Annotated in this window: 10 protein-coding genes and 1 rRNA gene; 6 read left to right on the forward strand and 5 right to left on the reverse strand. The window is 39.4% G+C overall.

All coding sequences use genetic code 11. The features are described from left to right. A 16S ribosomal RNA gene (locus AC1FXZ_RS08670) occupies positions 1–1,148 on the reverse strand; the annotation flags it as partial. 724 nt (positions 1,149–1,872) lie between these two features. Here AC1FXZ_RS08670 and AC1FXZ_RS08675 point away from each other — a divergent pair. Together AC1FXZ_RS08675 and AC1FXZ_RS08680 are read left to right on the forward strand one after the other, a co-directional pair. Beyond that, on the forward strand, positions 1,873–2,970 hold the full coding sequence (locus AC1FXZ_RS08675) for a hypothetical protein (RefSeq protein ID WP_480052596.1): 1,098 nt from the start codon (positions 1,873–1,875) through the stop codon (positions 2,968–2,970). Positions 2,971–2,973: 3 nt separating this feature from the next. Next, entirely contained in the window at positions 2,974–4,197 is a 1,224-nt protein-coding gene (locus AC1FXZ_RS08680) for an amidohydrolase family protein (RefSeq protein ID WP_480052598.1), read from the forward strand. A gap of 158 nt (positions 4,198–4,355) precedes the next feature. Here the strand turns inward: AC1FXZ_RS08680 and AC1FXZ_RS08685 are convergent, their stop codons facing one another. Next, the gene (locus AC1FXZ_RS08685; RefSeq protein ID WP_480052600.1) at positions 4,356–4,970 is read right to left on the reverse strand and encodes a TetR/AcrR family transcriptional regulator; all 615 of its coding nucleotides are present in this window, start codon (positions 4,968–4,970) and stop codon (positions 4,356–4,358) included. A 159-nt stretch (positions 4,971–5,129) separates the two neighbouring features. On the opposite strand from AC1FXZ_RS08685, the gene kynU reads away from it, so the two are divergent. The 3 genes from kynU to kynA are packed head-to-tail and all read left to right on the forward strand — an operon-like array spanning position 5,130 to position 7,932. Next, positions 5,130–6,416: a kynureninase gene (gene kynU / locus AC1FXZ_RS08690; protein ID WP_480052602.1), complete on the forward strand. Its 1,287-nt coding sequence runs from the start codon at positions 5,130–5,132 to the stop codon at positions 6,414–6,416. A gap of 14 nt (positions 6,417–6,430) precedes the next feature. Further along, positions 6,431–7,060 (forward strand): arylformamidase, encoded by a 630-nt coding sequence (kynB, locus tag AC1FXZ_RS08695; RefSeq protein ID WP_480053079.1) that lies wholly within the window; start codon positions 6,431–6,433, stop codon positions 7,058–7,060. 17 nt (positions 7,061–7,077) lie between these two features. Beyond that, complete coding sequence (gene kynA, locus AC1FXZ_RS08700; RefSeq protein WP_480052604.1) at positions 7,078–7,932, forward strand: tryptophan 2,3-dioxygenase; 855 nt, start codon at positions 7,078–7,080, stop codon at positions 7,930–7,932. 159 nt (positions 7,933–8,091) lie between these two features. Here kynA and AC1FXZ_RS08705 read toward each other — a convergent pair whose 3' ends face one another. Next, entirely contained in the window at positions 8,092–9,876 is a 1,785-nt protein-coding gene (locus AC1FXZ_RS08705) for a YhgE/Pip domain-containing protein (protein ID WP_480052606.1), read from the reverse strand. Continuing rightward, positions 9,876–11,936 carry an efflux RND transporter permease subunit gene (locus AC1FXZ_RS08710; RefSeq protein ID WP_480052608.1) on the reverse strand — a complete coding sequence of 687 codons (2,061 nt, stop codon included), beginning with the start codon at positions 11,934–11,936 and terminating at the stop codon, positions 9,876–9,878. The genes AC1FXZ_RS08705 and AC1FXZ_RS08710 overlap by 1 nt, the downstream gene beginning before the upstream one ends. Positions 11,937–12,092: 156 nt before the next feature. Between AC1FXZ_RS08710 and AC1FXZ_RS08715 the strand changes: the two genes are divergently transcribed. Beyond that, a complete protein-coding gene (locus tag AC1FXZ_RS08715) occupies positions 12,093–12,662 on the forward strand; it encodes a TetR/AcrR family transcriptional regulator (RefSeq protein WP_480052610.1) in 570 nt (189 codons plus the stop codon). A 101-nt stretch (positions 12,663–12,763) separates the two neighbouring features. Here AC1FXZ_RS08715 and AC1FXZ_RS08720 read toward each other — a convergent pair whose 3' ends face one another. Then, positions 12,764–14,125, reverse strand: a complete 1,362-nt coding sequence (locus AC1FXZ_RS08720) for a sodium-dependent transporter (protein WP_480052612.1) — start codon at positions 14,123–14,125, stop codon at positions 12,764–12,766. Positions 14,126–14,347 lie beyond the last annotated feature (222 nt).

Consider the following 14,347-nt stretch of genomic DNA (forward strand, 5'->3'; position numbering starts at 1 on the left):
AATGCTGGCAACTAAGATCAAGGGTTGCGCTCGTTGCGGGACTTAACCCAACATCTCACGACACGAGCTGACGACAACCATGCACCACCTGTCACTTTGTCCCCCGAAGGGGAAAGCCCTATCTCTAGGGTTGTCAAAGGATGTCAAGACCTGGTAAGGTTCTTCGCGTTGCTTCGAATTAAACCACATGCTCCACTGCTTGTGCGGGCCCCCGTCAATTCCTTTGAGTTTCAACCTTGCGGTCGTACTCCCCAGGCGGAGTGCTTAATGTGTTAACTTCGGCACTAAGGGCATCGAAACCCCTAACACCTAGCACTCATCGTTTACGGCGTGGACTACCAGGGTATCTAATCCTGTTTGCTCCCCACGCTTTCGCGCCTCAGCGTCAGTTACAGACCAGAGAGTCGCCTTCGCCACTGGTGTTCCTCCACATATCTACGCATTTCACCGCTACACGTGGAATTCCACTCTCCTCTTCTGTACTCAAGTCTCCCAGTTTCCAATGACCCTCCCCGGTTGAGCCGGGGGCTTTCACATCAGACTTAAAAGACCGCCTGCGCGCGCTTTACGCCCAATAATTCCGGACAACGCTTGCCACCTACGTATTACCGCGGCTGCTGGCACGTAGTTAGCCGTGGCTTTCTGGTTAGGTACCGTCAAGGTGCCACCCTATTTGAATAGCACTTGTTCTTCCCTAACAACAGAGCTTTACGAGCCGAAACCCTTCATCACTCACGCGGCGTTGCTCCGTCAGACTTTCGTCCATTGCGGAAGATTCCCTACTGCTGCCTCCCGTAGGAGTCTGGGCCGTGTCTCAGTCCCAGTGTGGCCGATCACCCTCTCAGGTCGGCTACGCATCGTCGCCTTGGTAAGCCGTTACCTTACCAACTAGCTAATGCGCCGCGGGCCCATCCTGTAGTGATAGCCGGAGCCATCTCTGAGAATAAACGCATGCGCGTTCATTCTATTACCCGGTATTAGCACCGATTTCTCGATGTTATCCCAGTCTACAGGGCAGGTTGCCCACGTGTTACTCACCCGTCCGCCGCTAACCTCATAAGAGCAAGCTCTTAATTGGTTCGCTCGACTTGCATGTATTAGGCACGCCGCCAGCGTTCGTCCTGAGCCAGGATCAAACTCTCCATGAAAATGGTAAGCTGATTAGCTCAATCCGTATGTATTCATACGGAAATGTGATTTTCATTGTAAATCACTTCATTGATGAGATATCTTGTATCTCTATTTCGCTTGGCTTTTGTTCAGTTTTCAAAGAACTCGTTTCACCACTCGTTATCAGCGACATTTATTATTATAACAAATCAACATGTTCTACGCAACAATTTTTCAAAAAGTTTTTTGCGACAATCACTGAATTAGTCATTCTTTCGTAACGACAAGGAATAATATATCACAGGTAAAAATTCTGCGCAAACATTATTTGTAATGTTTTTTTCGCGACTAGATTTAATAATTTAACACAGTTCAACCATGGAATCAATCCCTTTTTTATAACATTCAACTATACTTACATAACTTCTATACATAAGAAGAGAGAACGTATTTAAAACCACAGCAGTCCATCATACAGAAAAGAACCATACTTCAATTAAGTACTTTATTCTAATCATCAATCATCTTTTTGCGACAAAACTTTAGCTTTTATAAAACGGATCAAAACAAAAAAAGACCTATATTCACTTTTTCTCTTGTTGTTTTGTTCATGTCTATGAATTATCTACCTCGTATCCTATCTTAATTTCAATCTTCATATCTATAATATGATAAATTTCATCTTCTGAAAAAAATCAGATGGTCACACACACATTTATTCCTCCAATCATAAAATAGTAAAAAATGATGGGAGGTATTAGCATGGACAACCAAAACAAACCCAAATCTTTTAACAAATCTCACCGATCAAAATGGAATCGCTATGAGATCATCGGGCTTTTTTTGGTCATTTCTGCATTAGCATTATTATTATTTGCTCCCTCTTCTCTTTCCCAGCTATTTGACATGATAATAAAAGAAGTAAAACCTGTTGTAGTTGATATCTTTTTAACTGGTGAAGTTGGGGTAGCGATTATTGTGAGTATTATTTTTGGACGATTGCTAGAACGTCTAGGATTCACAGATGGTTTGATTAGACTTTTTGTTCCTATCATGAAAGTATTTAGAATCAACCCTGCTGTCATTATTCCTAGTGTGTATAACATCTTAGGTGATATTAATGCTGCTGGGAAAATTGCCGGCCCAATCTTAGTAAAAGCAAAAGCAACCAAAGCAGAACAAAAGATATCTGTTGCAACTATGATTCAATCCCCACAATCTTTTGCCACGTTCGTTTTAGGTCTAATAGCTCTAGCTGCATTTGGCATTAATGCCTTTCCTCTAGTAATCTTATCGATATTTGTGCCAATAATTGTTGTACCGTATATCTTATCTAGAACGATCTATCGCGATACAAAAAAAGTAGATTTAAATGAATTGCCACGTTTCACACCAAATACAAGGTTTTTAGATACGATTTTTTCTTCAGCCAAAGAGGGGGCGCATTTGCTTTTCTTAATTATTATACCCGCTGTTGCCGTTGTGTTTTTCTTTATTGGTGTTCTGAACTTCTTAGGAGTTTGGACATTTATCGAAGCAGCTTTATCAACGACGTTAACCTTTTTAAGCATCGAACCGAGCACAGGAATTGTTTCTCTACTTGCAGCTCCGACTTTAGCTGTCGCTCAATTAGCCGAATTAGCCAGTACGATTGACCCTCGTTTAATTGTAGGATCATTTGTAATTGCCAATTCAGGTCTCCCATTATCGGTTATTTTTGGGCAAGTGCCAGTCACATGGGCAGAAACATCAAACTTAAATGAGAGAGAAGTGTTGGAGGCGGCAGTGATTGGATTACTTCTACGCTTGCTTACGGCAGTTTTACTGGGTTATTTTTTAACTCCATTTTTGGTGGTGTAGGAAATGAAGCAGTTGTACATCGTTAAAGCTAAAAAGATTGTCACTGTTAGCCAGAAAGGCACGATTCAAGATGGCGCGATCGTTGTGAAGGATGGGAAAATATTTGACGTTGGTACATGGAATACCCTCAAGGAAAAATATCAAAATGTTTACAAGATCGATTGTTCCGATAAGGTCCTTACTCCATCCTTAGTTGACTGTCATACTCATTTATTAGAATTCGCACCCTCTTCCCTTTATCCAGTTACAACGGAAACCCATTTTATTGCCGGAAAAGCCATTTTGTTACGAGCCTTGTCAGCTGGAATCACAGCTCTAGGAGAACAGATTTGTGGTCACCCTCTTTGTGACTTCTCAGTAGCAGATTACAGAGAAATTGCCAAACAGGTTCCAATCGATATTTCCTATGCGACGACAAGCATTTCGATTGGTTTTAATCAACTGGCACATTTTACAGCTGTAACCAAATCATCACCTGTCACACAAGAAAAGTTGAATGATCCAGAAATCGTTAGAGAAATTGCAGCCGAAAGCGACTACCCAGGGGAGAATATTTTTATCAATGCTACACCTGCTAATTTTTCTGTTGAAGAAGTACCAAGGGCTGGCGAGGTAATCTATTCTCAAAAACAGCTCAATAAAATCGTTAAAACGTATCATCAATTAGGAAAGCACATCGGCACTCATGTTGCCGGTGAAAAAGGAATCTCAATGGCATTAAAAGCCGGTGTCGATGTATTACATCATGCGCATGGTATTTCCGATGAGTTAATTGACAGCATTGCAAAAAAGAAAGCTAAAGTAGTGGCAACTCCAATGGGTGGGACGCACCTTCAGCCGAATTCACCAAACAACATTTTCAAGCTATTTAAAAAAGGAATTTCAGTTTCCATCGCTACAGATGCCTACCTTCCTCCTTATCCAAACGCACCTTGGCTCCCTTTTCAAGATCGTCAATTAAAAGGGCCTGACATGCTAATGACAATTGCCAAAGCTCCGATGAAATTGTTACTTGATCATGGATTTGACGAAAATAACATACTCGCCTTACTCACAGCAAATCCTGCCGACATTCTAAATAAGGGAGACAGATTCGGAAGGATAGAAGTTGGATTGGATGCTAATTTCTTACTTGCTGATGGGATACCCGGTTTGGAAATAACCGACGTAGAAAAAGTTAAACAAGTGTATTTTAGAGGAACAAAAGTTATTGATCGGCAAAGGTAACAACTACTATTCTATCAAAATGAGTGTAGATCCATTAAAAATCTACACTCATTTCAACATCCATTGCTTTCTATCGGTAGGTTATAATCGGAAAACCAGCAGTATACATGTCCCTGCCCCACATCATATACCCAAAAAGCACTTCTCCAATAAACGTTTTAATACAACCCATCTACATACATTCTCGTCAAATTGACAATTACATCATCAATCGGAAAGTCATTATCTCCTTTTACGCAATCCCACATGAACATTTCATTCGCATAAAACCAGCCACGAGCTACTAGTTCAGGATCAAAAGCAGATTTTGCTAACCCGTGTTCTTGTGAATAGCGAACATCAACAGATATACGTTCAATAAATCGTTCACGAATCACATTCCACCTTTCTTCTACTTCAGAAGAAAAACCAATTGCTTCTTTTACGACTGTCATCATTGCTTTCTCCTCAACTGCTAACATGAGAAATAATCGAACTTGGTTTGAGATTTGCTCTTGTGCTTCCTTTTTTGATTTTGGTTCAAATGATTGCTTCGCTACTTGATAGAATTTGTCCATCACTTCTTCCATTAAAACAATAAACAAATCATCTTTATTTTTAAAATAAACATAGGCTGTTCCATATCCCGTGTTAGCTCGTTTTATAATTTGAGAAATCGTTGTTTTTTGAAAGCCATTTTCGAGAAAAATAGCCTTTCCTGCATCCAAAAGATTGTTTCTCGTTTGAATTGCTTGACGTTCCCTTGACGTTAATTTCTCCTTGTCATTTGCCACATTCTACACCTCATTTATCTCTATCGACTTTATTCTACAAGTTTATATATAGGAATACAACGATCCAAAAATTAAGTTGACATAGCGTCATTGACATCATGTCAACTATCAAAATATAATTGATTATAAGATCATTACTCTAATAAAGGAGGAGTTTTTATGTCCAATGCCGATAACGCTCTCACGAAAGAATTCGCTATTAGCTTAGATAAGAAAGATGAGCTTGCCCCTTATCGCAATGAGTTTTATATAAAAGAAGGAAGCATCTATTTTGATGGAAATTCGCTCGGACTCCTATCGAAACGAGCTGAAGGTACGTTACTTCGCTTACTAGATTCATGGAAGCACCTTGGCATTGATGGTTGGACTCAAGGTGAGCATCCTTGGTTTTACTTATCGGAATCGTTGGGGAAAAGCATAGCTCCACTTGTTGGAGGCTCTCCTGAAGAAGTCATCGTAACGGGATCAACAACCGTGAATCTCCATCAATTAGTAAGTACTTTTTATAACCCAGACGGCAAGAGAACGAAAATTTTAGCCGATGAGCTCAACTTCCCAAGTGATATATATGCATTAAAAAGCCAGCTTACTTTAAAAGGTTATGAACCTAGCGAGCACTTAGTTGAAGTTAGTAGTTCGGATGGTCATACCTTAAGGGAAGAGGACATTATCAATGAAATGAACGAAGACATTGCCCTTATAGTCTTACCGAGTGTTCTTTATCGTAGTGGTCAAATACTTGATATGAAACGCTTAACAACAGAGGCTCATAAGCGCAATATTTTAATAGGCTTTGATTTATGTCATTCTGTTGGCTCTATTCCTCATTCCTTGAGTGACTGGGACGTTGATTTCGCCTTCTGGTGCAACTATAAGCATTTAAATGGTGGGCCTGGTAGTGTTGGGGGGTTATTTGTTAATAAGAAACATTTCGCTAAACACCCTGGGCTTTCAGGTTGGTTTAGTTCGCGTAAAGATAAGCAATTCGACATGGACCATACTTTAACACCAGCTGAGGATGCGAGCGCTTTTCAAATAGGAACCCCACATGTCCTAAGCCTTGCCCCTCTGATTGGCTCGCTTTCCATTTTTGAAGAAATCGGAATAGAAAAAATCAGGGCCAAATCTCTTAAGCTTACTCGCTATTTGATGGACTTAATTGAGCACGAACTTACAGAATATGGTTTGACGATCCAAAATCCCAAAGATGATCATAGACGAGGTGGGCATATTATCCTTGAGCACCCAGAAGCTGCTAGAATTTGTAAGGCGTTAAAAGAAGAAAACATCATCCCAGACTTTCGTACACCAAATGGGATTCGCCTTGCACCTGTCGCCCTTTATAATACGTTTGAAGAAGTATGGCAATGTGTTCAAATCCTTAAGGTAATTATGAAAGAAGAGCGTTATAAAAAATTTAAGAATGAACGTGAGGTGGTGGCATAACGATGAGTAAGCAAATGAATAACAAAACATGGATCGATGTTTCGCAGCCTTTACATGATAAACTTGCCCACTGGCCAGAAGATACTCCTTTTTCTTATGAAGTAACTTACTCCAAGGAACAAACAGGTTCGGTGAATATCGGTCAAATGACGATGAGTGTTCATTCCGGAACTCACGTCGATGCACCTTTTCACTTTCACAATGATGGCGCCAAAATTTTGGATTTAGATCTTAATGTTTTTATCGGTGAGGCTCGCGTGGTTAACTTTTCTTCTTATGACAAAATCAATCGCGCTGCCCTTAGTAAGTTTGACTTAGACGGAGTTACTAGACTTTTGGTTAAAACAGCAATTCCAAATAGACCAGACCGGTTTCCAGAAAGCATTCCGTATGTCACAGCCGATGGCGCTGCTTATTTACATGAAAAAGGAATTCGCTTAATTGGAGTTGACGTTCCATCTGTCGACGCACTCGATAGCAAAGATTTGGAAGGCCATCACGCTCTGTTTCAACATCAGATCCACATACTAGAAAATCTTATGCTAGACCATGTTAAAGAAGGAGATTACGAATTAATTGCCCTGCCTTTGCCTTTAAAAGATGCCGACGGAAGTCCAGTCCGAGCGGTTATACGCCCACTATAAATGAAGGAGGCTTACTTATGACGAAGAACGAAACACACCAAAACAAAGCAACAGAAACGGAAAAAGGGATTCATACTGATTTTAAAAACAATATGACGTACGGTGAGTATTTGCAGTTAGACACCCTTCTTTCAAGTCAAGATCGATTATCGAATCATCATGACGAAATGCTTTTTATTGTGATTCACCAAGTAAGTGAGCTTTGGATGAAATTAATTTTACATGAGACAAATGCAGCGATTGAGTCTATTCAAGCAGATGATCTTCCGACTTCGTTTAAACGGTTGGCCCGTGTCTCGAAAATTCAATCGCAAATCATTCAAGCATGGGACGTTCTCTCAACGATGACGCCATCTGAATACATGGAATTCCGTGATTCACTCGGGCAGGCTTCTGGGTTTCAGTCCTACCAATACCGTCTTATTGAATTTGCTCTTGGTTATAAAACAGGACACATTCTAAAAATCTACGAAAAAGATCAAGAGCTTCATAAAATTTTAAAACAAGCTTATCATGCACCAAGCTTGTATGATGTATCAATTCAAGCTCTTGCAAAAGCTGGATTGCCGATTAACCCCGATATGCTGAACCGTGATGTTTCAAAACCTTATGAAGCTAATGATTCTGTTCGCGAAGCTTGGCTGACTGTTTACCGTAATGTCGATCAATATTGGGATTTATATCAGCTCGGTGAAAAGCTCGTTGATATTGAAGACTGGCTACAACAATGGCGCTTCCGTCATATGAAGACAGTTGAGAGAATCATTGGCTTTAAGGTGGGAACAGGTGGATCCTCTGGTGTGAACTATTTGAAAAAAGTTCTAGATCAGCGCTTCTTCCCTGAGCTATGGGATTTGCGAACAGAAATTTAAGATCATTGCTTCTCCCTCTCTCCTCGCAGAGGAAAAAGATGTGAGGCGACTTACTAAATTTACTAAGCCATTGCCTTCCTCGTCTAACCCTGAAAGATATACCTTTCATAACATAAAAAAACAGCACCTGATACGCTCATCAGGTGCTTCATGCGATTTTTATAGAAATAAATTTTTAAGTCGCTCCCAAAAACTTACTTCCCCTTCTTCGTCAACGGCAGTTAGATCCTCTTCTTCATCTATTTCAATTGGTTCTGTCTTCAGGATAAATTGAACAGACGCAATGTCTGTATTTTTCGGAGATACAAACGATACAAGCTCGAAATCAGATTTATCAAATTCCTCCACCATGGCATCGATCTCTTCCTGCATGGCCTCTGGTAAGTCATTCGTAGCATCAGCTAATTCTGCTGTGCCATCATGAAGCTCTCCGACACCAATACTCAACTCAGATGTTCCTTTTGCAATTTCTTCAAAACCCGAATCAATCTCACTGTAGGAGTTTGCAAGCTCGGTAACACCATCAGTATACGAAACAAGACCAGCGTGAAACTCACCATAATTTTTTGCTAGTAAGCCGAGACCTTCTTCTAATTCACCTAGTGCATCCATTCCTTCCATACTCTCAAAAGCAACGGAAAGTTCACTTGCTATCGTACTTAATTGGTTGCTTATTTCAGTAATCGCTTCGCTTGTTCCTTCCAATGTGAAACCTACTGCAGAAAACGCTTCTTTGACATTGTCATACGTTCCTTTTGCTGTTTTCGCGGCAGCAAGGACTTCAATTAAGTGCTCAATGGTTTCTGGGTTCGCTCCACTTTCATACAATTGCTGAATGTCTTCTTCGGACACAGCAGAACTTGGAATTTCATTCATCGCTTCATCTAAAGCAGAAAATGCAATAGAGTAGTTTTCTTGTAATTGGGTTAATCCACCAGCTACCTCATTTAAACCATCGGCCATCAGCAATAACCCTTTCGGCAATTGCGCTAAATTACTCAAATCCATCTCATCTGATGAGCCACTAAGCCCCTCAGTTAACAGTCCTAGTGATTCATCAATTGTCCTAGAAGCACTAATGATCTCAGAGGAAGCATCCTTTATTTCAGTCATCCCTGCACCATATTGATTGGAGCCAGAATTCAAGCTTTGAACACCATCATTCAATTCTGACACACCGGTGTTTAGTTCAGAGACACCATTATTTATTTCTTGGATGGCGTCGCTTAACGTCTTCATTTCACTCGTCATTTCGTCTGTTTCTAAATGATCAAGCGCCATTGATAGAGGGATTCCTGCAATGTCGATTCCTTCCATTTCAAAGTTGACAACATCAGCAAGAAAACGAATGTCCCCTTCGCTATCAGGCATGACCGTATACGTTAATTGTCTCTTCTTCCCGACATTTGAAATCGTTGCATCTGGTGCTTGGATATTACTAATGATTTCCGTATCTAGAGTGAGAGAAATTTGCATCGTATAGTTTTCAAAAAACGTAGGATCTACCTGTTCATTCTCTGTTGTTTTAATCGTTAACAGTAGATGGCCCTCTTTTCCTGCTAACTCATCTGGAGAAATCTCCTCACCATCGAGCATATAAGAAATGTCGATATTCCATGGCAATTCCCGTTCAACCATATTTCCTTGATAATAGAACCAACCAGGTGACGCTTCTAGTTGTACTTCATCCTCGTATTCCTCAATGGCTGATAGGTCCGTTAAATTACGAATCGTTGTGTATTCTCCATAATCGATGATGGGACCGGGCTCTGTTACATCTAACATGTTCACAACATATAGTTCGTTCAGTGTACCTGTCGCACTTAAACTTCCGTATACGACCTCATCCTTAGAAGCTACAGCCCCATTCACATTAGCATTCGCGATTTGAAAAGGGAAAACGAGCAGCATCGCTAAAAAAACAAGCGTTATTCTCTTCTTCATCATTTTTCCTCCTTTAAAAAGTTTGCTTTTACAGTTGTTTTTCCTATTACTTTATCGAATAAAATAAGTAAAGCTGGCAAGAAAAAGAGAACAAGGATAAAGGCTAATAGTGCTCCTCTGCCAAGAAGTAAACCAATTGATGCTACGATCGGATTGCTAGACGTAATCCATAAGATAAAACCTACACACGATAAAATCATTGCCGATATCGAAATAGAGAACGTCTTTTCATTCAACGTTTTAATAATTGATTGCTTCGCAGACATTTTTTTGCGATTCTCAAGATAATTTTCCGTAAAGAGGATCGCGTAATCAACCGTCGCTGCAAGCTGAACGGTACTGACGACTAAATAACCGACAAAGACTAAAGGTGTATCTGAAAAATACGGGACAGAAAGGTTGATCCACACCGCTGCTTGTATCGTTAGCAATAAGACAATGGGAAGAGTAATCGATTTAAATGTAAAGAGTAAGACGGTCCCAACGGCAACGATCGTTAAAATGTTGACAATCGTATTATCTCTTGTAATCGTCGCCTTCATATCGTATAAAGCAACACTCTCTCCTAGAGCTAACGCTTCATCCCCGTAATAAGAGGCTGCAATTTCACGGACTGTTTCCACAACACCGAAGGCAACATCTCCTTCATTATCTGTTTCCGTGTAAAGAATAATTTGACTGTAATTCTCCGAATGAAATTGTTCCGTAATCGAAGAGTCTATATACTCCGGTGGGATCGCTGGACTAATTTCCTGATTATAGGAAATAACGTTTGAAATATGCTGGACTCTTTCTAGATCTTGTTCCATCCTTACTTCTCTAGCAATATCCTCTTTTGGAACAAGTAGAACGATCGGTGTCGTCTTACCAAATACCTCATCAACTGCAAAGATATCCTGGCCAAGACGGGTTGACTCAGGCTGTTCGCCGTTCCCATAAATGAAGGAAGTTTCTTGTTGTGCTAAGAAACTAGGTACAAGGATCAGAAAAACAGCAATCAAGCTGATCATTCGTACCTTCATCACTCCCTTGCCAATCGAAAAAGTATTTGGTATGAAAGGCTTATGTTGTGTTTTATCGATCCATTTATAAAACATGACCGTTAATGCTGGCAAAAACACCATTACACTAATGAAACTTAACACTATCCCTTTTACAAGATTGACTCCTAAATCAGCTCCAATTTCAAACTGCATAAACGTTAATGCCAGGAAACCAAAGAAAGTCGTAGCCGCACTGGCTGCAATCGCCGGAAACGATTTTTTGATGGCAAGTTGCATTGCTTCTTCTGGGTTCGTTGTTTTCTTCCGATAATCTGAAAAGCTATGAAGTAAGAAAACAGCATAATCTAACGAAACTGCTAATTGTAAAATAGGACTGACAGATTGCGTAACAAAAGAAATCTCGCCTATAAAGATATTTGTCCCTAAATTAATCAGTATAGATACCCCGATAGCAGTAAGGAAAAACAATGGTTCAATCCATGAAGTTGTTGAGATGATGAGAATAATGATAATGAGAGGAACTAACAACAGAGCTGCATACATCGCTTCATCGGATGCCATACTCTGAGCAACTGCTGTATCAGCCGCTTCTCCAATTAGTGCATTTTCCTCACCGATCAGTTCATAAATAGCTTCTGTAATCACCACTTCGTCCCCTTCTCGTACCGTTAACGAAAAGAGGGCATGATTCTCCTTATAGTAAGTCTCCACTAACTCCGTTTCTACCATTTCTAAAGGAGTTTTTAAATCGATTACTTGATCAAGCCAGACAACATTGGAGACACCATCAATCTCATCTAGCATGTCTTTATACAAAAGAGCTTCTTGAACAGAAACATTCTGAATCATTACTTGAGCGTTTGATAGAGGTGTATCAAATTCCTCTTCCATCACCTCAATAGCTTTTGTCGATGGCGTGTTCTCTGGCATGTATTCACTCATATTGTAGTTGACTGAAACAAAAAACTGTGCGATTACACTAAAGACAGTTAATAGCATAAACACTATGACTATCGACTTTTTGTATTTCATTATTTTAGAAGTAATATCTAGCATGACTGAACAACTCCTTGAAACGTAACTAATGTCTAAGTATAATAACACCGTGTAGGATAATCAACACACAGTTTATTATCTTTTGTTACATATCCAACACCGACATACAATATGATGGTTTTTCAACAAATCGTTTTAAAAAAAGGATGAGAAAACATGACTTCAAAAATAGATAGACGTATCAAATATACCCGGCTGGCTTTACAAGAAAGTTTTATTAAACTATTACAAGAAAAGCCATTAACAAAGATTACCATTAAAGAAGTATGCGAACTAGCTGATATTAATCGCTCTACGTTCTATTCTCATTACAATGATTTATATGATCTTCTTAACCAAATTGAAGATGGCATTATTGAAGATCTAAACCAAACCTTGTCCTCCTTTAACTACACAAAAAATGAAGAAGCCATACAAATGACAGAAACATTATTGGAATATCTTGTGAAAAATCGTGAAAGCTCCCAAACCCTTTTTAGCGAAAACGGCAATCCAGAGTTCCAACAAAAGGTTATGATGCTAGCCCATAGACATATTTTAAATGTGATTGCAGACAAAGATAACTTGCCCTTTAATGCTGAATATTTAACCCTATATATCGTGAATGGCAGTATTCATGTTATCCAACATTGGCTCAAAAACGGGTTAAAAGAATCACCAAAAGAAATAGCTGAATTAGTCATTATTCTGGCCAATGAAGGACTTTCCTCGTTTCAAAAACAGTAGCATAAACGAAGAAAAGCAAAGGATGTTCTCCTTTCATGGGCACGAAAGTAAGAACTACACCTTTGCTTTTTGATTTTATTCAATTTTAACCGGGCTTCACCTTAAATAATTCCTAATTTGTCCACAAAAATTACGAAAATCACAATAGGAATTACGTATTTAATTAAGAAGCCCCAAACTTTAAAGAAAGGAAAGGCGTTATTTTCCCTTTCTACTTCTTGTTTTGCTCCTGCCGGCTTCCAGACCCAGCCTAAGAAAATGCTAAGCAGTAGTCCAGCAAATGGAAGTAATATTTCTGCGGTAATAAAGTCAAACAAATCAAAGATTGTTCGATCGAATATAATGATGTGTGATAATGGACCGAAAGATAGTGCACATAATACACCGAAACTAGTGATGATCAAACTAGTAACAATCGTTGCAAATTTTCGGGACCAATTGAATTTTTCTTTTGCGAACGCAACAGGTACTTCTAGAAGTGAAATCGCAGAAGTGAATGCTGCAACAAATACGAAGAAAAAGAAAAACACTGCAAATAATGAACCAAATGCCATATCAGCAAAAATTGCTGGAAACGTAACGAAAGCTAAGTCAGGACCTCTTCCTGGATCGATTCCATATGTGAATACGGCTGGAAAAATAATTAAACCTGCCATAATTGCCACGAGTACGTCTAAGAAAACAACCCCCACTGCATTTTTTGGAATACTACTTTGACTTTGCATATAGCTCCCGTAAGTTACATACACCCCAGTAGCCAAACTCAGACTGAAGAATGCTTGACCTAATGCAGCTAGAATAATCGTAGAATTTATAGCCGAAAAATCAGGTTGCAAGAAAAATTGTAACCCTTCTCGCGCATTTTCTAAATTAACACTTCTAAGCACTAATACGATTAGTAGAAAGAATAGTGTCGGCATTAAAATATTATTCCACTTTTCAATTCCCTTCTTTACGCCACCTATAACAACAATAGTGACAATTGCCATTAAAAGAACTTGTGAAATGACTGGCATAAATGGATGGGTAATAAACTCCCCAAACGAAGATGCATAGTTTTTCTCAGGCGCGATCAATTGCCCAGTTATAGCTAAAAGAAAATAGTAAAATGCCCAACCACAAATGACTGAATAAAACGACAAAATCATAAAGTTGATGATAACACCAATGAAACCATTTAATTTCCATTGTGATTTAGGAGAAATGACCTTGTAACTATCCATGGCATTCGCTCGTCCTCTACGGCCAATACTTGTTTCACCGATAAGCAGTGGCAATCCAATCACTAAGACGAAAATTAAATAAAGCAGAACAAAAGCGGCTCCACCACCTTCACCAACTACAAAAGGGAATCTCCAAATATTCCCTAATCCGACTGCTGAACCGGCAGCAGCTAACATAAACCCTAATCGTGTTCCCCATTGTTCACGCGAGTTAGGGTCTAATGTATTACGATTTGACATTATTAAACTCCTCTCAAACTAGTTACATTAATTCTTACTATTTTTGCACCTAAACGTCCTAACGCGTTAATATAATAAAGTTATGTAAGAAAACACTTTAACATAATATATTAAAATAGTAAACGTTGTGGATATAGGTTAGAAGCTATTCCAGGTACGCCCAAACTCACTCTTTCTCTTCTACAGGGTGATCGGCACGACGCTTCCATAAATAAAGAATTG

It is taken from the genome of Halalkalibacter sp. HAAS-P014, from assembly GCF_056619965.1.

Coding starts and splice junctions, on each gene's coding strand:
- AC1FXZ_RS08705 (WP_480052606.1), bottom strand. CDS start 9,876: ATGAAGAAGAGAATAACGCTTGTTTTTTTAGCGATGCTGCTCGTTTTC.
- AC1FXZ_RS08680 (WP_480052598.1), top strand. CDS start 2,974: ATGAAGCAGTTGTACATCGTTAAAGCTAAAAAGATTGTCACTGTTAGC.
- kynA (WP_480052604.1), top strand. CDS start 7,078: ATGACGAAGAACGAAACACACCAAAACAAAGCAACAGAAACGGAAAAA.
- kynB (WP_480053079.1), top strand. CDS start 6,431: ATGAATAACAAAACATGGATCGATGTTTCGCAGCCTTTACATGATAAA.
- AC1FXZ_RS08720 (WP_480052612.1), bottom strand. CDS start 14,125: ATGTCAAATCGTAATACATTAGACCCTAACTCGCGTGAACAATGGGGA.
- AC1FXZ_RS08710 (WP_480052608.1), bottom strand. CDS start 11,936: ATGCTAGATATTACTTCTAAAATAATGAAATACAAAAAGTCGATAGTC.
- kynU (WP_480052602.1), top strand. CDS start 5,130: ATGTCCAATGCCGATAACGCTCTCACGAAAGAATTCGCTATTAGCTTA.
- AC1FXZ_RS08715 (WP_480052610.1), top strand. CDS start 12,093: ATGACTTCAAAAATAGATAGACGTATCAAATATACCCGGCTGGCTTTA.
- AC1FXZ_RS08675 (WP_480052596.1), top strand. CDS start 1,873: ATGGACAACCAAAACAAACCCAAATCTTTTAACAAATCTCACCGATCA.